The following is an 18,020-nucleotide window of genomic DNA, read 5'->3' as shown; positions in this document are numbered from 1 at the left end:
GCCGATGAGCCAACAGACGAGCGAACGACCCTTGCGCGTGGGCGTGGTGATGGATTCCATCGCCCACCTCACCTACAAGAAGGACACTACCCTGGCCATGCTGTGGGCGGCCCAGGAGCGTGGCTGGTCGCTGCACTACATGGAGCAGGAAGATCTCTACCTGCGTGACGGTCGGGCTCACGCGCGCATGCGCGATCTCGCCGCCTTCCGCAACCCCGACGACTGGTACGCGCTGGGGGCCCCTCAGGAGCGTCCGCTGGCCGAGCTCGACGTGATCCTGATGCGCAAGGACCCGCCGGTCGACGCGCACTTCCTCAATGCCGTGCACCTGCTGGGCTTCGCGGAACGCGAGGGCGTGCTGGTGGTCAATCCCACACGGGCGCTGCTGGAATGCAACGAGAAGCTGTTCGCCCAGCAGTTCCCGCAGTGCTGCACGCCGACGGTGGTTTCTTGCAGTGAGTCGGTACTGCGCGCCTTCCATGCCGAGCACCGGGACGTGATCTTCAAGCCGCTGGACGGCATGGGCGGCAGCGGGATCTTCCACGTGCAGCCCGAGGGGCGGAACCTGGGAGCCATCATCGAGACGCTGACCGAACGCGGCCAGCGCCAGATCATGGCCCAGCGCTACATCCCCGAGATCAAGGACGGCGATACCCGTATCCTGCTGGTGGACGGCGAGCCGGTACCCTACGGCCTGGCCCGGGTGCCGATGGCCGGTGAGACCCGTGGCAACCTGGCTGCCGGCGGCACCGGAGTCAGCCGCGAGCTGACCGAACGCGACCACTGGCTGATCTCGCAGGTGCAGCCGATGATCCGCGAGAAGGGGCTGATGTTCGTGGGGCTCGACGTGATCGGCGACTACATCACCGAGATCAACGTGACGAGCCCCACCTGCGTGCGTGAGATCGATGACCAGCGCGGCACCGACATTGCCGGCCTGCTGATGGATGCCATCGAGCGGCGCCTGGCGCAGCGTTCGTAACGCATAGGGCAAGGGGAGGTTGGGCTCCGTTCATGGCGGCCTCGATCAGCGACTCCATCCGCTGCGCTCCGGTCACGCGACCCTACCGGCGCTGGTCGGCGTTGTTGGCTGCGCTGCTGTTGCACCTGCTGCTGATCGGGATAGTGGCAAGCTGGCAGTTCACGCCGATGCCTGCGGAGCGCACCAGCCTGGACGTGGTGCTGGTGACCCGACCTGCCGAGGCGCCGGTCGAGGCGGAGACCATTGCCGATACGGACCAGGAGGCCGCCGGCCAAGAGACTGCGGAGACTCCCGGGCGATCGGTACCGCTCGACGAGCTGCCGCACCTCGAGGCACCGGATAGTAGTGCGGCACCGGCGGCGTCGGCCGAACGGCCCGCTGACGAACCCGAGGTGGCCGAGGAGGGGCCGGCCGAAGCCGCCGAGGAGAGCGAAGCCCAGCCACAGGCGGAGTCGCAAGGCACCCTCCCACCGGAGGAATCACTGGCGGAGTCGGCTGCCAATGTACCTTCGACATCGGGGCGCGACCTGCTGGCCCAGGCCACCGGCAGCATCCGTCAGCAGCTCGATGCCAACCTCGCGGGCGAAGCCGACGACACACCGCGTTCCGCCGCCCAGCGGGCCGCCGAGGCACGCTATATCCATGACTGGACCCGCCGTGTCGAGGATTACGGCAATCGGGTTCATCCCGCTCCGAGCCATCTGCATGGACAGCTGCGCATTCGCGTAGTGATCGGACGAGATGGTCAGCTTCGCCAGGCGGAGGTGGTACAATCCTCAGGACATACCGAACTCGATCAGGCGGCACTCGATACCGTGCATGGAGCCGGGCCCTACCGGCCCTTCGACAGCGCCATGGGTGGGCTGGACAGCCTTTCCATCACCCGCGTCTGGCGGTTCGGGCAAGGTAATCATTTTGGCGTGCGCTAAAGGGAACGACGCATACCGCGTTTCCTCGGATCTCGCCGCCGCCCGGGAGTCCCATGCAATCCGTGCAAAACCTAGGCTTGAGACATCATTTTCTGCTGGCGATGCCGCACTTGGAGGATTCCAATTTTTCCGGCACCCTCAGCTATCTCTGCGACCACGATGAGAACGGCACCATGGGCGTGATCGTCAACCGGCCGCTGGAGATCACCCTGGAGGCGCTGTTCGAGCAGCTCGAACTCGACGGCGAGGAGAGCCCGCATCGTAACGCGCCGGTCTACTACGGCGGTCCGACCCACAAGGACCGCGGCTTCATCCTGCATCGTGGCTCCAGTACGCCGTGGGATTCCAGCATTCAGGTGGACGACGACATCGCCCTGACCACCTCCATGGACATCCTGCTGGCGCTGGCCGCCGGTCGTGGCCCCGAGGAGTTTCTGGTGTGCCTGGGCTGTGCCGGCTGGGAAGCGGGTCAGCTCGAGCAGGAGCTCAAGGACAACGCCTGGCTCACCGTCGAGGCGCAGGGCGATATTCTGTTCAGGGTCCCGGCGGAGCAGCGCTTGAGTGCCGCCGCCGGCATCCTGGGGGTCGACCTGAATCTAATGTCGCGGGAGGCCGGACATTCTTGACATTCGCGCTGCAACGGCCTGCACTCGGTCATACTGCGTTGCCCGCCCTATCTGACCTTCGTTCATCGCGTTGCCGCATCGAATGTCGGCCCGAGGAGGGGCTATGTCCAGCGAGCGCCTGATCCTGGCCTTCGACTTCGGCACCCGCCGCATCGGCGTGGCGGTGGGCAACGAGCTGCTCGCCAGCGCCCGCCAGCTCGAACCGCTGCCGGCCCGCGACGGCATCCCCGATTGGAACGTCGTCACGCGGCTGGTTGAGGAGTGGCAGCCGGACCTGTTCGTGGTTGGGCTGCCGCTCAACATGGACGGCAGCGAATCGGAGATGAGCGCCAGGGCGCGCAAGTTCGGCAAGCGCCTCTACGGCCGCTACGGCAAGCCCTGCGAGTTGGTCGACGAACGTGGTTCTACCCGCGAGGCCAAGGCGATCGCCCGCGAATCAGGGCTGCTGCGCAACCCGCGCAAGAGCTACCGCGACGATGGCGTCGATGGCATCGCAGCGGTGCTGATCCTGGAGAGCTGGTTCGCTCGCCGGGAGGGGCTGCCGGAGCGTTGACCTCGGGCCGCTCTTGTGAAGGAGCCGCTGCCGGGCTCTAATGGCGCTCATGGCCAACGCATCGACTCTCGACAACCGTCGTTTCCTGGTGGGCGCCGCCATTGGCACCGGCATGACGGCAAAGGCTGCCGCCCAAGGAGGCGCCGACTTCCTGCTGGCACTCAACGCCGGCCGCCTGCGTGTGCAGGGCGGCCCCTCCATTTCATGCATGCTGCCGCTCGCCGATAACAATCGCGCGGTGATGAGCTTCTCACGAGCGGAAATTCTCACGCGTGTGGCGCTGCCGGTCTATTTCGGCGCCTGCGTCTTCGACCCCGACTGCGATCTCGAGAGGCTGGTGCAGCAGGTTGCAGAAGCCGGCTTTCAGGGCATCTGCAATTTCCCCACCGTGGTCCATTTCGACGGCGCCATGCGCGCCCGACTCGAGCGCAACGGGGTGGGGCTGGCCAGGGAGGTGCGCCTGCTCCAGCTCGCACGGCAGGTGGGGCTGAAGACCTGCGGCTACGTACGCGAGCTGGGCGAAGCGCTGGCGATGGCCGATGCCGGCGTCGACATGCTGTGCATCAATTACGGCTGGAACGCTGGCGGCGTCAGCGGCGTGCCCAGCCGTTTCAGCCTGGACGAAGCGGCCGAACACGCCCGTGTGATCTGTGAAGCCGTGCGAGCCCGGCATCCGGCAGTACGCTGTACCGTCGAGGGGGGGCCTATCACCACACCCGACGAGGCCAAGAAGGTCGCGCAGGTGTCCGGGGCCAATGGTTACATCGGGGGCTCCACCATCGACCGCATCCCCCTCGAAGCGGCAGTGGCCGAGACGACGTCCGCCTACAAGGCCGTTGCCCAGTTACAGCACCGCTTGCACAACCTCAAGAGCGAGTGGCTGGGAGATGGCCATGAGTTCGGTCTGATTGGCCGTTCCGCCGCCATCACCGAAGTGGTGAAGATGATTCGCAAGGTGGCCCAGAGCGACATCTCGGTGCTGGTGACCGGCGAGAACGGCACCGGCAAGGAGCTGGCGGCACGCGCCATTCATCTCAGCAGCCCGCGTCGCCACCAGCGGCTGGTGGCGGTCAATTGCGCGGCGATTCCCCGGGAGTTGCTCGAAAGCGAGCTGTTCGGCCATGAAGCCGGCGCCTTCACCGGAGCCCACAAGGCCCGCATCGGACGCTTCGAACAGGCGCATGGCACTTCTCTGATGCTTGACGAGATCGGCGATCTTGAGCTGGCACTGCAGGCCAAGCTGTTACGGGTATTGGAAGATGGTAGCTTTGAGCGGCTGGGCAGCAATACGCCGCGTCACTCCGATGCCCGGCTGATCTGTGCCACCAATCGCTCCCTGCACGCCATGGTGGCCGAAGGGGGCTTCCGTGAAGACCTGCTGTACCGCCTCAATAGCGTCGAGATACGCCTGCCGCCATTGCGCGAGCGCATCGAGGACATCCCACTGCTGGTGCGCCACTTGTTGCCGCGCATCGCCGATGAGGTGAACCCGCGTGTGCGCGAGATGGATGCCTCGGCTTACCGGGTGTTGATGCAGCACCCGTGGCCGGGCAATGTGCGTGAGCTGCGCAACGTGCTCGAGCGCGCCGTGGTCATGTGCGATGACGTTGTGGTCACGGTCGACGACCTGCCACTGCTGGACAGCCGCATGCCGCCACCACCGAGTCCTCGGCCCGGCACCGGGCATGCCGCCTCTGCGGTTGCGATGCCCGAGAGCGAGCGTGAATGGATTCTCGACGCGCTGCGGCGCAATCGTTTCCGCCGCCAGGCCACGGCGGTCGAGCTGGGACTGTCGCGTAAAACCCTCTACAACAAGATGCGGCGCTATGGCCTGCTCTAGGCCTGACTGAACGGCGTCTGCGCCTGGGGCCTACAAGGTGGGGCCTACAAGGGAGCCGTCATGCTGCCCTCGTCGGCCCTGTCGGAGTGACGGATCAGGACTTCCGCCCAGTGGTGGAGGCTCGCCGTTACGGCTTTTACCTCGTCATGTTCATAAAGCCACAGCGGGTAGCCCGCGTCCCGAATCCTTTCCGCCAAGCTCGCCAGGCGGGCGCTCTCCCGCTCCGACGGGCCCTCGGCGGCCTCAAGCGCAACGGCGATGAGTAGCCGTGAGGGCTGGGCCGCCAAGGCTGAAACGAGCTGCTGCTCCTGTGTGATGACCGCCAGGGTCTCGAAGCCTTGTTGACGCGCCCGGGCCAAGAACGCCATTTCCTCCGCATAGCCCAACCCCGAATGGGCCAGCGCCTGCCCAAGCTCGCCCCCGAGCATGGCGGTGCTAGGCCAGTTGGCCACCCGGTTGCAGCCTCGTTGGCGCAGCATCTCGAGCAGGTCGTCCGCGAGACGAAACGGGTCGGTGGCCAGTACCCCGGCAACGGTTCGCGTGGGAAAGTCGCCATGGCTACGCAGCGCCTCCAGCAGCTCGCCGTTGGCATCGCCGATCGGCAAGCTGCTGGCCAAGTCGGCCAGCTGCGCCGGGAGGCGGGAGGTGATGGGGCTCAAAAGCGTGGCGACATCGTCGTGGCGGCGTGCCTCTTCGAGGCTGGCCACCAACCGTCCGAAGACAGCAGGGCTTGGCAAGATCATCGGGTACCCATGGGTCAAGTCGTGTCATTTCGGGTAATGGCTACTCAGTATTACCCGTTTCGTCAGGTGTCCATAGGGCAGAAAACCGCGCCGGGGCGGACTAAGCCAACTTGGCACGCTTACTGCAACGTCATGAAACGAAAACAAGGAGACCGCTGCAGCGACGGCGGCAAAAAGGAGACATGCCATGAGTTCGAAAGCTTACATCATCGGTACCTGCGACACGAAAGCCGCTGAGCTGCGCTACGTTCGCAGTCTGCTCCAGGCGGCAGGCCTGGATACCGTGGTGGTCGACGTCAGTACCCGCGGTGAAGACAGCGATACCGCCGATATACGCGCCGCGGATGTCGCGGCCAGCCACCCCGACGGACCCGAAGAGGTGTTCGTCAACGACCGCGGTCGAGCGGTCGCCGCCATGTCCGAAGCCTTGCGTCGGCTGCTTGCCAGCCGCCCCGACGTCGGCGGCGTCATCGGCTTGGGCGGCTCGGGCGGGACGGCGCTTATCACCCCGGCCATGCGGGATCTGGATGTCGGCGTGCCCAAGGTCATGGTCTCGACGGTGGCGTCCGGCAACGTGGGGCCCTATGTCGGTCCCAGCGATATCGCCATGATGTACTCGGTCACCGATGTGGCCGGCCTCAACCGGATTTCCCGACGGGTCCTCGGCAATGCGGCCAATGCCCTTGCTGGCATGTTGCAGGGCCGCATTCCGGAAGGGGAAGGCGGCAAGCCGGCTATCGGCCTGAGCATGTTCGGGGTGACCACCGACTGCATTACTCAGGTGACGCGAGAGCTGGCTTCGGAGTACGACTGCCTGGTCTTTCATGCTACCGGCACCGGCGGGCAGTCCATGGAGAAGCTGGTCGCCAGCGGCATGATCACCGGCTTGCTGGATGTCACCACTACCGAGATTTGCGACCTGTTCATGGGCGGTGTGTTCAGTGCCGGCGAGGAGAGACTCGACGCCGTGGCCCGCTTCGCCGTGCCCTATGTGGGCTCGGTTGGGGCACTGGACATGGTCAACTTCGGTGCCCTGGACACGGTGCCGGCCGCGTATCGTCAGCGTCTGCTGTACGAGCATAACCCCCAGATCACGCTGATGCGCACCACGCCGGAAGAGAATGCGCGCATGGGTCGCTGGATCGGCGAGAAGCTCAACCGCTGCCAGGGGCCGGTGCGCTTTTTGCTGCCGGAGGGCGGTGTCTCGATGCTCGACGCGCCCGGCCAGCCCTTTCACGACCCAACCGCCGATGTCGCCCTGTTCGAGGCGCTGGAGCAGACCGTGGTGCAGACCCCCGAGCGTCAGCTGATCCGTTACCCCTTCCATATAAACGATCCCGAATTTGCCGCCGCCCTGGTCGAGCATTTTCAGGAAGTCATAGCGACAGACCCCAGGAGGCATCCTTGAGAAAGTGGAATCGAGAAGAACTGATGGCGCAGTTTCACGCCATGGTGGAGCGCGGTGAGGTGATCGTGGGCGGCGGGGCCGGTACCGGGCTGTCGGCCAAGTGCGAGGAGGCCGGTGGCATCGACCTGATCGTGATCTACAACTCGGGGCGCTATCGTATGGCGGGGCGTGGCTCGCTGGCCGGCATCATGCCCTATGGCAATGCCAACGAGATCGTCAAGGAGATGGCCCGGGAGGTGCTCCCGGTGACCCGGAAGACCCCGGTGCTGGCGGGCGTTTGCGGCACCGACCCCTTCGTCTTCATGGAGCCGTTTCTCGCCGAGCTCAAGGCGATGGGCTTTGCCGGGGTGCAGAACTTTCCCACCGTGGGCCTGATCGACGGCACTTTCCGCGCCAATCTCGAAGAGACCGGCATGAGCTACGCCCAGGAGGTGGAGATGATCCGCCTGGCGTGTCAGGCCGGGCTGCTTACCACGCCCTACGTCTTCAGTGCCGCGGATGCCCGGGCCATGACCGAGGCCGGTGCCGACATCATCGTCTGCCACATGGGCCTTACCACCGGGGGCAGCATTGGCGCCGAGACTGCCATGAGCTTGGACGACTGCGTTGCGGCCATCAACGAGTGGGCGGCGGCGGCCCGGGCGGTGCGTGAGGATGTCATCGTGCTCTGCCATGGCGGGCCCATTGCCGACCCCGAGGATGCCGAATACGTGCTGGCGCGCTGCTCGCACTGCCACGGCTTCTACGGCGCCTCGAGTATGGAGCGGCTGCCCACGGAGCGCGCTCTGACCGAGCAGACCCGCGCCTTCAAGAACGTGCGTCGAGGCTGAGCCGCCATGTGCACCAATGACAACAACGGCACGTCGGCGCCACACGCCATCCGGCGGGAGGTGACACCATGAACACCTTCTACTTCCTCACTCTCAACGGCCTGACCATGGCCGCGCTGCTATTCATCATGGCCAGCGGCTTGACCCTGGCCTTCGGCCTGATGCGGGTGGTCAACCTGGCTCACGGCGCCTTTTATCTGCTGGGCGGCTATATCGGCGTTCAGGTGATTCGGGACACCGGCAGCCTGACGCTGGGCATCCTGGCCGGCGGCCTCGCCGCCCTGGCAGGCGGGCTGCTGATGGAGCGCTTTCTGTTGCAGCGGGTGCGCGGCATGGACCTCTCCGAGGCGCTGCTGACCATCGCCGTGGGCCTGATCATCGCCGACGCGCTGCTGGTGGTCTACGGCGGGCAACCGGTGAGCCTGCCGCTACCCCGCGAGCTGCGTGCGCCGGTGGACCTCGGCGTCATGATGTATCCCTACTTCCGGGTCCTGATCATGGTCTTCGCTGTGCTGCTGGGCATCGCGCTGTGGCTGGTGATGACCTACACCCGCATCGGCGCGGCCATCCGCGCCGGGGTCGACGACCGCGAGACCGCCATGGCCCAGGGCATCAACGTGCCGCTGCTGTTCGGCGGCGTCTTCGCCGTGGCCAGTTTCCTGGCGGGTATCGCCGGCGTGGTGGGCACCTCCTACATGTCGCTGACCCAGGGGCTGGACGTGCGGGTCCTGATGCTCTCGCTGGTGGTGATCATCATCGGCGGCATGGGCTCGCTCAAGGGCGCGGCCGTGGGGGCGCTGATCACCGGCATGGTGTCGAGCTTCGCCACCGGCTATCTGCCGCAGTTCGCCCTCTTCTTCCTGTTTCTACCCATGACGCTGATCCTGGTCTTCCGGCCCCAGGGACTGTTCGGGAGGACCGCATGAAACGTGAGCACCTGATCATTCTGGCAATCGTCGCCGCGCTGGTGGTCTGGCCGCTGCTGATGGGCAACTATGCGGTGTCCCAGGCCAACCGGGCGATGATCTACGCCCTGGCGGCGCTGAGCTTCTCGCTGCTGGCGGGGCGGCTGGGTTGGTTCTCGCTGTGCCAGACCACCTTCGCCGGCATCAGCGGCTACACCATCGCCATCCTCGGCGTGCGCTACGGCCTACCCTTCCCGCTGGTGGTGACCCTTGCGTTGCTGTTCACCGCGGTGAGCGCGGTCATCTTCGGCCTGCTCACCGTGCGCTCGCGCCAGGTGAGTTTTCTGATGCTGACGCTCGCGCTAGGGCAGATGGTGTGGGCGCTGTCGTTCCAGTGGGTCGACATCACCGGCGGCTACAACGGCATCGCCGGGGTGCGCATGCCGGTCTACGGCGGTGTCGATCTCAACGATACCCGGGTCTTCTACATCCTGGTGGTCACGGTCACGGTGGCGATATTCCTCGCTGTGTGGCGGCTGTATCGCTCGCCCTTCGGGCTGCTGCTGCTGGGCATCCAGGAGAACGAACAGCGCATGCGCGCCCTGGGCCACCCCGTCTACCTGGCGCGCTTCATCGCCTTCGTGCTGGCCGGGATGATCGGCGGCGTGGCGGGGGTCTTCCTAGTCTACGACATGGGCATCATGTCGCCTTCGCCGCTGGGGCTGGGACACGCCGTGTGGGTGCTGACAGCCGCGGTGCTGGGCGGCTACCGCACCCTGCTGGGCCCCGCCCTGGGGGTGGCCGTGCTGATCGCCCTGGAGACCCTGGTCTCCCAGTACACCGACCGGCACATGATGGTGATCGGTCTGGTCCTGCTGCTCTCCATACTCCTCATGCCGCGCGGTCTGGCAGAGGTGTTCGAGCAGTATTTCAAGCGCAAGTCGAAGCCACAGGCTTCCGTGACAACAACAACCCGAGGAGAAGAGCCATGAAGCACGCCAAGACGCTCATCATCAGCGGCATGTCCGCCCTGGCGGTGGGCTCCGCCGCCCAACTTCAGGCTGACGACGGCCTGCGTGTCGGGGTGATCGGCCCCACCACCGGGGTGTTCTCCTTCTTCGGTGAGCAGCAGCGCATGGGCGTTGAGCTGGCCATGGAGGAGCTTGCCGACCGCCTCGAGGCGCTCGACCTGGAAGTCCGGTTCTATGACTCCCAGGGCGATGCCGAGACCACCGTGGACCGCCTGCGGGCCATGCAGTCGCGCGACGACATCGACCTGGTGGTGGGCCCGGTACTGGGCGGCACCGGCCTGGCTGGGCTGGAGTGGGCCAAGGGGTCGGGCATGCCGATGGTGATTTCTTATTCGGCGCCCGAGGATATCACCATGCGTGACCGCGCCGAAAACGTGGTGCGGGCCGGCTGGACCGGGGCGCAGCCGATGTTCGCCTTCGGCCAGTACGTGGCCGAGGAGCTGGGCCACCAGCGTATCATCGCGGTGGGCCAGGACTACTCCTTCCCCTACAACCAGCTGGGCGGCTTCCTCAAAGGCTTCTGCGCCGCGGGCGGCGAGTCGGTGGAGCGCATCTGGCACCCCACCGGCACCTCCGACTACAGCTCTATCCTGGCGACCCTGCCGGACGGCGATGCGGTGCTCTACAACGGCGCCGGCAGCGACGGCCTGGCGTTCTTCCAGCAGTACCACGACTTCGGCATCGATGCGCGCATGCCGCTGCTCGGCGGCTCCAACTTCTTTGCCGTGGGCGACCTGCCGGAAATGGGCGAGGAGGCCATCGGCGGGCTGTCGGCGCTGCAGTATGCCGAAGGGCTGGAGACCGATGAGTTCGTGGCCTTCCGCGATGCTTTCTGGGAGATGCACGGTGACGACGTCATGCCGCTGGCGCCGGCCGAGCACGGCTATGTCGCCTTCAAGATGGCGGTGAATGCCTTCGAGAGCGCCAACGGCGGGGATCGCGATGCGGTGATTGCCGCCCTGCGCGAGACCGAAATGCCCGACGCGCCGCGCGGTCCGTTCTACCTCGACGAGTACGGCAATCCGGTGCAGAACATCTACATCAACGAGGTTCAGGAAGTGGACGGCCGGCTGGTCAATGTGCCGATCAAGACCTACGAGGAGGTCAGCCAGTTCGGGCCCTTCGACCCCGAGGAGTACCTCGCCGGAGAGCCCGACAGCCGCGACTTCCCCCCGGGCGACTGTTCGGATCCCTACTATGACTGAAGTACAGCCCTCGATGAGCCTGGTGCCGGCGCTGGAGGTCGCTGGCCTGGCCAAGTCCTTCGGCTCGCTGACGGTGGCCAGCGACGTCAATCTGCGGGTGCAGCCCGGCGAGCGGCGCGGGCTGATCGGTGTCAACGGCGCCGGCAAGACCACCCTGTTCAACATGATCGCCGGCGAGCTCAAGCCCGACCGCGGATCGATCCGCTTCTTCGGTGACGACATCAGTGACGACACGGTCATTCAGCGCACCCTCAAGGGGCTTGGCCGCACCTATCAGGTCTCCACCCTGGTGCCCTCGGTCACGGTCAGGGAGAACCTGGCCCTGGCCCGGGGCAACGGCCGCCTGCCGTCGCTGTGGCAGCCCTGGCAGTCGCGCCTGGACGACGACCTGATGAGCACGGCCGACCAGCTCGGCCTGACGCCGGTGCTCGACGAGACGGTGGCCAACCTGTCGTATGGCACCCTGCGTCAGCTGGAGCTCGCCATGGTGATGGCGCAGCGGCCCCGCCTGCTGCTGCTCGACGAGCCGGCCGCCGGCCTCTCCCATGCCGAGCGCCAGGTGCTGCAAGGGGTCCTGCGCGACCTGCCTCAGGAGGTGACCCTGCTGATGATCGAACACGACATGGAGATGGTACTGGCGCTCAGCGACCAGATATCCGTGCTGCACCAGGGCGAGATGTTCGCCGAGGGCAGTCCTGACGAAATCGCCGCCCACGAAGGCGTGCGCGACATCTACCTGGGGCGTGCCAATGGCTGAAAAGATGATACGCGTGGTGGGGCTCGAGGCCCACTATGGCCTCGGACACGCGCTGCAGGAGCTCAACCTTCACGTGGGCAGGGAGTGCGTGGCGGTGATGGGGCGCAACGGGGTGGGCAAGACCTCCCTGGCGAGGGCACTGATGGGGCTCGATCCGCCCCAGGCGAGTGGCTCGGTGGAGCTGCTTGGCCAGCAGGTGCTGGGCTGGTCGCCGCATCGCATCGCGCGGCTGGGCGTAGGCTACGTGCCCCAGGGGCGCCGACTGTTTCCCTCGCTCAGCGTCGATGAGCACCTGCAGCTCAACACCCGCAAGGGACCGGCCGGCCAGCAGTGGACGACCAGCCGTGTGTTCGAGCTGTTCCCTTCCCTGGGACGCCGGCGCCGGGCTTACGGCGACCAGATCTCCGGGGGCGAGCGCTCGATGCTGGCCATCGGGCGCGCCCTGGTCACCAATCCGGGCTGTCTGATTCTCGACGAGCCCACCGAAGGGCTGGCCCCGGCGGTGGTCGAGGATGTCGCCCTGAGCTTGAAGGCGCTGAGTCGTGAAGGGGTGGCGGTGCTCTTGATCGAGCAGAACGTCAAGGCTGCCGTGCTGGCAGCTGATCGCGCCTACTTCATGGCCGAGGGCCGAATCGTTCACGAAACCGCCGACGGCGAGTCGATGTCTGACGAAGCCATCCTAGGACGCTATCTGGGCGTCTCGGTCTAGCGGAGGCAAGCCCCCTGGTCGGATGGATCGGCCAAGGGGGTGCTATCCGTCATGCTGGTTTCAGCGTGCGAACCGCTCGATGGCACCTTCGAAGGCGAGCCGGAAGGTATCCGAGACTCGCTGTACGACATCCTCGCGATCGGCCTCGGCCACCTCGAACTCCGCCCACCATTCGCCGAAGCACTGCCCGCTGGTGGTGATCGGCTTGAGGCGCATCTCGGCCACGTAGTTCTGTACCGGCAGGGCCGGAGCCTCGAGAATGCGATAGCAGCAGCGATGTTCGCGGTCCGAGAGGGTGAGCAGCTCCTCGCGGATGAAGTTACCGTCGTGATCGTGGAAATGGCGCACGCAGCCGACCTGGTCGGCGGGCTTGCCCGCCTCGATCTCGCTCCTGGCGAAGAAGGGATGGTAGTCCGGCAAGCCGTTGAAATCGCGTAGCACGCTCCAGGCCTGCTCAAGCGTGATGGGCATGACGGCGCTGACGTAGACCCTGGTCATGGTGGCGTCTCCTCGGTAGTCAGGCAATGGCCTTGAAGCGGCGGATTTGCTCGGTCAGTGCCACTTCGGTGGGCAGGCGCTCCATGCTGCTGGCGCCATAGAAGCCGTTGCAGTGCTCGCTTTTCTGCATGACGTGAGTGGCATCCTCGGGGGTGGCAATGGGGCCGCCGTGACACAGGACGAGCACGTCCCGACGCACGCGCCTGGCCGCCTCGGCCCACTCGTCGATCAGCCGCACCGACTCGTCGAGGCTCTTGGCGGATTCGGCGCCGATGGTGCCACCGACGGTAACGCCCATGTGCGTCACGATGATGTCGGCGCCGGCCTCGGTCATGGCCACGGCCTCGTCGGCCGAAAACACGTAGGGCGTAGTCAGCATGTCCATTTCATGAGCCTGGCGAATCATGTCCACTTCGCTGCCGTAGGTGATCCCGGTCTCTTCCAGGCTGATGCGGAAGGTGCCATCGATCAGGCCCACGGTGGGGAAGTTCTGCACTCCCGAGAAGCCCAGTTCCTTAAGCTCGCGCAGCAGCTTGGGCATGATCACGAAGGGATCGGTGCCGTTGACCCCGGCCAGTACTGGGGTGCGCTTGACCACGGGAAGTACCTCCAGCGCCATCTCCTGCACGATTTGATTGGCGTTGCCGTAGGCCAGCAGGCCGGCGGAAGAGGCGCGGCCCGCCATGCGGTAGCGGCCGGAGTTGTAGATCACGATCAAATCGATGCCGCCGGCCTCCTCACACTTGGCTGAGATGCCGGTACCGGCGCCGCCGCCGATGATCGGCTGGCCGCGGGCGACCATCTCCTGGAAGCGAGACATGAGGGTGTTGCGTTCGAAAACGGGCATGTAAGTACTCCTTGTCAGTGCTGCTGAGCATGTGAGCGGTGCTGAACCTTGGCGGAAGGTGACGGGGTGCGGCGTGAGCGGAGCCATTGGCCGAGCTGGCCGACCACGCCCTGGCGGAAGGTCAGCACGCAGGTCATGAAGACCAGCCCGGTGATGACCGTGACCCAGGCGCCGAAAGGGTCCATGTAGTGGTTGAGCGTGGAAACCAGGGCAGCGCCTACCGCAGGGCCGAATACCGTGTTCATGCCGCCCAGCAAGGTCATCAGGATCACATCGCCCGAGGTGTGCCAGTGCACGTCGTAGAGGGCAGCCAACTGGAATACGATGGCCTTGAGCGAGCCGGCGATACCGGCCAGACCGGCAGAGATGGTGAACACCAGGATCTTGTAGCGAGCCACGGGGTAGCCCAGCGAGATCGCTCTCGGCTCATGCTCGCGGATGGCCCGCAGCACGTTGCCGAACGGCGAATGGACGGTACGCCATACCAGCCATAGCCCGGCAGCGACGATACCCAGCACCACGTAGTAGAGCGCCGTGTCGCTGCGCAGGTCGATCATCCCCAGGAAGGTGCCGCGGGGAATCCGCTGCAGGCCGTCCTCGGCGCCGGTGAACGGGGCCTGGAGGAAGAAGAAGTAGACCAGTTGCGACAGCGCCAGGGTGATCATGGCCAGGTAGATGCCGCTGCGGCGAATGGCCAGACTTCCGACTATCGCCCCCAGGACGGCCGCCACCAGGCCGCCGGCCAGGATGCCCAGGTCGGTGGGTACGCCGTACGCTTTGACCAGCTGTCCGGTTACGTAGGCTCCCGTGCCGAAGAAGGCAGCGTGACCGAAGGAGAGGATGCCGGTATGCCCCAGCAGCAGGTTGAAGGAGCAGGCGAAGAGCACGAAGCACAGCGTCTTCATGACGAAGACGATGTAGATGAGCTGGGGCACGAACGGAACGACCAGCAGTGCCAGCACTAGCAGGGCGAGGGCCGTGTTGGACAGAGTGCGCATGTCAGCCCTCCTCCCTGCCGAAGAGGCCGGCCGGGCGCAGCAGCAGCACCAGCACCATGACCAGGAAGACGATGGTGGAGGAGAACTCCGAGTAGAACACCCGGGTGAAGCCTTCTACCACGCCCAGGCCCAACCCGGTGACGATGGCGCCCATGATCGAGCCAAGCCCGCCGATCACCACCACGGCGAAGATAATGATGACCAGGCTGGAGCCCATGGAAGGATTGACGTGGAAGATGGGCGCGGCCAGTACCCCGGCGAAGGCCGCCAGGCCGACACCGACGCCGTAGGTCAGGGTGATCAGGCGCGGCACGTTGATGCCGAAGGCCTGGGTCAGCTCCGAGCGTTCCGTGGCGGCGCGCAGGCTGGCGCCCAGCGAGGTGCGCTCGATGACGAACCAGGTCAACAAACACAGCAGCAGCGCCGAGACGATCACGAAGCCGCGATAAAGCGGCAGAATCATGAAGCCTAGATTGATGGTGCCACGCAGCAACTCCGGAGTGGCGAAGGGTTGCCCGGAGGAGCCGAAGGCGACACGGAAGCCTCCCTCCAGCACCAGCACCAGGCTGAAGGTCAGCAGCAGGCCGTAGATCGGGTCGAGCCCGTACAGCCGGCGCAGGAACAGGAACTCGAACAGCATGCCGAACAGCGCCACGACCAGTGGGGCGATGGCCAGCGTCACCCAATAGTTGGCGCCCATGTACTGGGCCAGCAGGAAGGCGGTAAAGGCGCCCAGCATGAAGAAGGCACCATGGGCGAAGTTGACGATCTTGAGCACGCCAAAAATGATCGCCAGCCCCAGGCTGAGCACTGCATAGAAGGAGCCGTTGACGATGCCCAGCATGAGTTGCCCCAGCAGGGCCTGAATAGGAATGCCGAATATATCCATGTTCACTTGCTCATCAGGCTAAGAGGGAGGCGCATGCCCGGCTATCGCCGGGCACGAACGACAGGGCATCAGCTGCCGTTGAGCAGACGGCAGGTACTGGCTTTCAGCGGTTGGAAAGCGTCCTCGCCGGGAATGGTGGTCACCAGGCGCAGGAAGTCGTAGTCGTACTCCGACTCGTCGGGGGACTTCACTTCCCACAGATACTGATCGTGGACCATGCGGCCGTTGGGCCGGATGTAGCCGCCCGAGGCGAAGAAGTCGTTGATCTCCAGCTCGCGCATCTTCTCGGATACCGCATCGGGATCGTCGCTGCCGGCGGCCTCGATGGCGTTCAGATAATGCATGGTGGAGGAGTAGTTACCGGCGTGGGCCATGTTGGGCATGCGTCCGGTACGTTCGTAGAAGCGCTGGGAAAACTCGCGGGCTTCGTCGTTGGCATCCCAGTAGAAGGCATTGGTCAGCATCAGGCCTTGGGCGGTCTCCAAGCCCAGGCTGACGATATCGTCATACCACAGCAACAATGCGGCCGGGCGCTGCTCGGGGGTCACGCCGAACTCGGACAGAGCATTGATCGCATTGATGGCATCGGCGCCGGTGGAGGCGATGCCAATGATTTCTGCACCGGAGGCTTGGGCTTGCAGGGCATAAGAGGAGAAGTCGGTGGTGTCGAGAGGGTGGCGAGCGGCGCCGACGACCTGGCCCCCGGCTTCGCGCACTACGTCCGATACCTGCTCCTCAAGGCCGATGCCGAAGGCGAAATCCACGGTGAGGAAGAACCAAGTGTCGCCGCCGTCCTCGACGATCGACTGACCGGTACCCTGCGCCAGCGAATGGGCGTCGTAGGTGTAGTGGGTCACGTAAGGCGAGCAATAGTCGTTGGTCAGCCCGATGTTGGACGATGAGTTGACGATGGCGTGGCGCTTTTGCTCGTCGGCCACGGCTGCCACCGCCAGGGCGACCCCCGAGTTGGACAAGTCGTTGATCATGTCCACGCCTTCGTTGTTGTACCACTCGCGAGCACGGCTGGCGCCGGTGTCGGCGCGGTTACGGTGGTCGCCGTAGATGACTTCGATGGGAACGCCATTGACCTCGCCGCCAAAATCCTCGACAGCCATTCGTACGGCTTCCACCGCTGCCTCTCCAGAAAGGTCGGTATAAATACCGGACATGTCGGTGAGCACGCCGATTCGCACCACACCGTCACTGTAGCCATCGCTGGCCATGGCGCTGGAGAGGCCCCCCAGGCTCAGGACGGCGGAAGACACCACCAGGGTTTTCAAGGAGTTCGTGGCTGGCATTGTTTTTTCTCCTGTTCTCATGGGGAGCTATTGTTGTAATTTGCTCTATTCGAACGGTTTGTTTTCTTGCTGCCATTAATAGTTAGAGCCAACGTGGGCAAATGCGCCATGGCTTCAGAGCACGAACAGCTATCCGAAACCCACATCGTCGGTGACGATACTCAGCAGTGGACCGTGCGCGCCGGCGACTGCACCGTCCTTGAGCAGCGGCATATTTCTCATGTGGGCTTCGGCGATGCCGCGGTGCCCTATCGCATCGTGCGTACCCGCTTGAGTGGCGCCTACATCCACGGCTCGCTGGGTGGCGAGGGCCGCATGCTGCTCGATGGGCGTTGGTGCACCATGCGCGGCGGTATGATGTCCTTCGCTCCCGCACATGGGCTGCACGCCTTCCACGCCGTGCCCGAAAAGCGCTGGCAGTATTGCTGGCTGCGCTACCTGCCCAGCGCACCTCGCTCGGTGGTGGGAACCATCGCCCCGATCATGCAGCACTTCGACCCCGAGCCGATGAAGCACGCTATCCTGGGCCTCTACAGCGAGGTATTCCACGGGGAGGGGGATCCGGCCAGTTGCGTGATGTGGGTCGACACTATCGAGCGCTACATCTCACGCTTCGCCGACCCCTGGCGGCGCGATGCGCGCATCGTGGCGGTCTTCGATGCGGTGATCCCGACGCTAGAGCGGCACTGGACCATCGAGGAGATGGCCGAGATTGCCCATGTCAGCACCGAACACCTGCGGCGGATCAGCCGCAAGGTGTTCGGGCGCAGTCCCATGCAGCAGCTCACCCAGCTGCGAATGCAGCACGCCACCCACCTGCTGGCGACCAGCGACCTGCCGATCGAGGAGATAGCCGAGCGGGTGGGCTATCGCAGTCCTTTTGCCTTCTCCAAGACCTTCAAGCGCATGAACGGCGTCTCGCCCTCGCACTTTCGCCTGCACTCCCGCGCTTGAGTTCGTCACCTGTTGAAC

Annotated in this window: 19 protein-coding genes; 13 read left to right on the top strand and 6 right to left on the bottom strand. The window is 65.2% G+C overall.

The genetic code is table 11. The features are described 5' to 3' along the window. The first annotated feature begins 4 nt into the window (after nucleotides 1-4). The 5 genes from gshB (at nucleotide 5) to HOP51_RS00340 (ending at nucleotide 4,930) form a co-directional block, all read left to right on the top strand. Nucleotides 5-982 carry a glutathione synthase gene (gshB, locus tag HOP51_RS00360; protein ID WP_234271969.1) on the top strand — a complete coding sequence of 326 codons (978 nt, stop codon included), beginning with the start codon at nucleotides 5-7 and terminating at the stop codon, nucleotides 980-982. Nucleotides 983-1,014: 32 nt separating this feature from the next. After that, the gene (locus tag HOP51_RS00355) at nucleotides 1,015-1,911 is read left to right on the top strand and encodes an energy transducer TonB (RefSeq protein ID WP_234271968.1); all 897 of its coding nucleotides are present in this window, start codon (nucleotides 1,015-1,017) and stop codon (nucleotides 1,909-1,911) included. Nucleotides 1,912-1,964: 53 nt separating this feature from the next. Further along, the gene (locus tag HOP51_RS00350) at nucleotides 1,965-2,537 is read left to right on the top strand and encodes a YqgE/AlgH family protein (RefSeq protein WP_234271967.1); all 573 of its coding nucleotides are present in this window, start codon (nucleotides 1,965-1,967) and stop codon (nucleotides 2,535-2,537) included. 103 nt (nucleotides 2,538-2,640) lie between these two features. Continuing rightward, entirely contained in the window at nucleotides 2,641-3,090 is a 450-nt protein-coding gene (gene ruvX / locus HOP51_RS00345) for a Holliday junction resolvase RuvX (protein ID WP_234271966.1), read from the top strand. A gap of 49 nt (nucleotides 3,091-3,139) precedes the next feature. After that, nucleotides 3,140-4,930, top strand: coding sequence for a phosphoenolpyruvate hydrolase family protein (locus tag HOP51_RS00340; RefSeq protein WP_234271965.1), 1,791 nt, complete (start codon nucleotides 3,140-3,142; stop codon nucleotides 4,928-4,930). A gap of 44 nt (nucleotides 4,931-4,974) precedes the next feature. Here the strand turns inward: HOP51_RS00340 and HOP51_RS00335 are convergent, their stop codons facing one another. Further along, entirely contained in the window at nucleotides 4,975-5,691 is a 717-nt protein-coding gene (locus HOP51_RS00335) for a phosphoenolpyruvate hydrolase family protein (RefSeq protein WP_234271964.1), read from the bottom strand. Between the two features lie 169 nt (nucleotides 5,692-5,860). Between HOP51_RS00335 and HOP51_RS00330 the strand changes: the two genes are divergently transcribed. The 7 genes from HOP51_RS00330 (at nucleotide 5,861) to HOP51_RS00300 (ending at nucleotide 12,518) form a co-directional block, all read left to right on the top strand. Continuing rightward, a complete protein-coding gene (locus tag HOP51_RS00330) occupies nucleotides 5,861-7,081 on the top strand; it encodes a Tm-1-like ATP-binding domain-containing protein (protein WP_234271963.1) in 1,221 nt (406 codons plus the stop codon). After that, nucleotides 7,078-7,911, top strand: coding sequence for a phosphoenolpyruvate hydrolase family protein (locus HOP51_RS00325; RefSeq protein ID WP_234271962.1), 834 nt, complete (start codon nucleotides 7,078-7,080; stop codon nucleotides 7,909-7,911). Before HOP51_RS00330 ends, HOP51_RS00325 begins: the two co-directional genes overlap by 4 nt. Before the next feature lie 68 nt (nucleotides 7,912-7,979). Then, on the top strand, nucleotides 7,980-8,837 hold the full coding sequence (locus tag HOP51_RS00320; protein ID WP_234271961.1) for a branched-chain amino acid ABC transporter permease: 858 nt from the start codon (nucleotides 7,980-7,982) through the stop codon (nucleotides 8,835-8,837). Continuing rightward, nucleotides 8,834-9,808 (top strand): branched-chain amino acid ABC transporter permease, encoded by a 975-nt coding sequence (locus HOP51_RS00315; protein ID WP_234271960.1) that lies wholly within the window; start codon nucleotides 8,834-8,836, stop codon nucleotides 9,806-9,808. Before HOP51_RS00320 ends, HOP51_RS00315 begins: the two co-directional genes overlap by 4 nt. Continuing rightward, on the top strand, nucleotides 9,805-11,052 hold the full coding sequence (locus HOP51_RS00310; RefSeq protein WP_234271959.1) for an ABC transporter substrate-binding protein: 1,248 nt from the start codon (nucleotides 9,805-9,807) through the stop codon (nucleotides 11,050-11,052). The genes HOP51_RS00315 and HOP51_RS00310 overlap by 4 nt, the downstream gene beginning before the upstream one ends. Continuing rightward, on the top strand, nucleotides 11,045-11,809 hold the full coding sequence (locus HOP51_RS00305) for an ABC transporter ATP-binding protein (RefSeq protein WP_234271958.1): 765 nt from the start codon (nucleotides 11,045-11,047) through the stop codon (nucleotides 11,807-11,809). Before HOP51_RS00310 ends, HOP51_RS00305 begins: the two co-directional genes overlap by 8 nt. Next, entirely contained in the window at nucleotides 11,802-12,518 is a 717-nt protein-coding gene (locus HOP51_RS00300; protein WP_234271957.1) for an ABC transporter ATP-binding protein, read from the top strand. The genes HOP51_RS00305 and HOP51_RS00300 overlap by 8 nt, the downstream gene beginning before the upstream one ends. A gap of 60 nt (nucleotides 12,519-12,578) precedes the next feature. On the opposite strand, the gene HOP51_RS00295 is transcribed toward HOP51_RS00300, so the two are convergent. The 5 genes from HOP51_RS00295 to HOP51_RS00275 all read right to left on the bottom strand — a co-directional run bounded on the left by HOP51_RS00295 (nucleotide 12,579) and on the right by HOP51_RS00275 (nucleotide 17,048). Further along, nucleotides 12,579-13,016 carry an SRPBCC family protein gene (locus HOP51_RS00295; RefSeq protein WP_234271956.1) on the bottom strand — a complete coding sequence of 146 codons (438 nt, stop codon included), beginning with the start codon at nucleotides 13,014-13,016 and terminating at the stop codon, nucleotides 12,579-12,581. A 19-nt stretch (nucleotides 13,017-13,035) separates the two neighbouring features. Then, nucleotides 13,036-13,863: a phosphoenolpyruvate hydrolase family protein gene (locus HOP51_RS00290; protein WP_234271955.1), complete on the bottom strand. Its 828-nt coding sequence runs from the start codon at nucleotides 13,861-13,863 to the stop codon at nucleotides 13,036-13,038. Between the two features lie 14 nt (nucleotides 13,864-13,877). Then, a complete protein-coding gene (locus HOP51_RS00285; protein WP_234271954.1) occupies nucleotides 13,878-14,861 on the bottom strand; it encodes a branched-chain amino acid ABC transporter permease in 984 nt (327 codons plus the stop codon). A gap of 1 nt (nucleotide 14,862) precedes the next feature. After that, entirely contained in the window at nucleotides 14,863-15,750 is an 888-nt protein-coding gene (locus HOP51_RS00280) for a branched-chain amino acid ABC transporter permease (protein WP_234271953.1), read from the bottom strand. Between the two features lie 68 nt (nucleotides 15,751-15,818). Then, the gene (locus HOP51_RS00275; protein WP_234271952.1) at nucleotides 15,819-17,048 is read right to left on the bottom strand and encodes an ABC transporter substrate-binding protein; all 1,230 of its coding nucleotides are present in this window, start codon (nucleotides 17,046-17,048) and stop codon (nucleotides 15,819-15,821) included. A 108-nt stretch (nucleotides 17,049-17,156) separates the two neighbouring features. On the opposite strand from HOP51_RS00275, the gene HOP51_RS00270 reads away from it, so the two are divergent. After that, on the top strand, nucleotides 17,157-18,002 hold the full coding sequence (locus tag HOP51_RS00270; RefSeq protein WP_234271951.1) for a helix-turn-helix transcriptional regulator: 846 nt from the start codon (nucleotides 17,157-17,159) through the stop codon (nucleotides 18,000-18,002). Nucleotides 18,003-18,020 lie beyond the last annotated feature (18 nt).

The organism is Billgrantia zhangzhouensis (assembly GCF_021404465.1).
In the GTDB taxonomy this organism is placed as follows: domain Bacteria; phylum Pseudomonadota; class Gammaproteobacteria; order Pseudomonadales; family Halomonadaceae; genus Halomonas; species Halomonas zhangzhouensis.
Note: the sequence above shows the minus strand (reverse complement) of the source record. Positions and strands in the feature narration are given on the sequence as shown.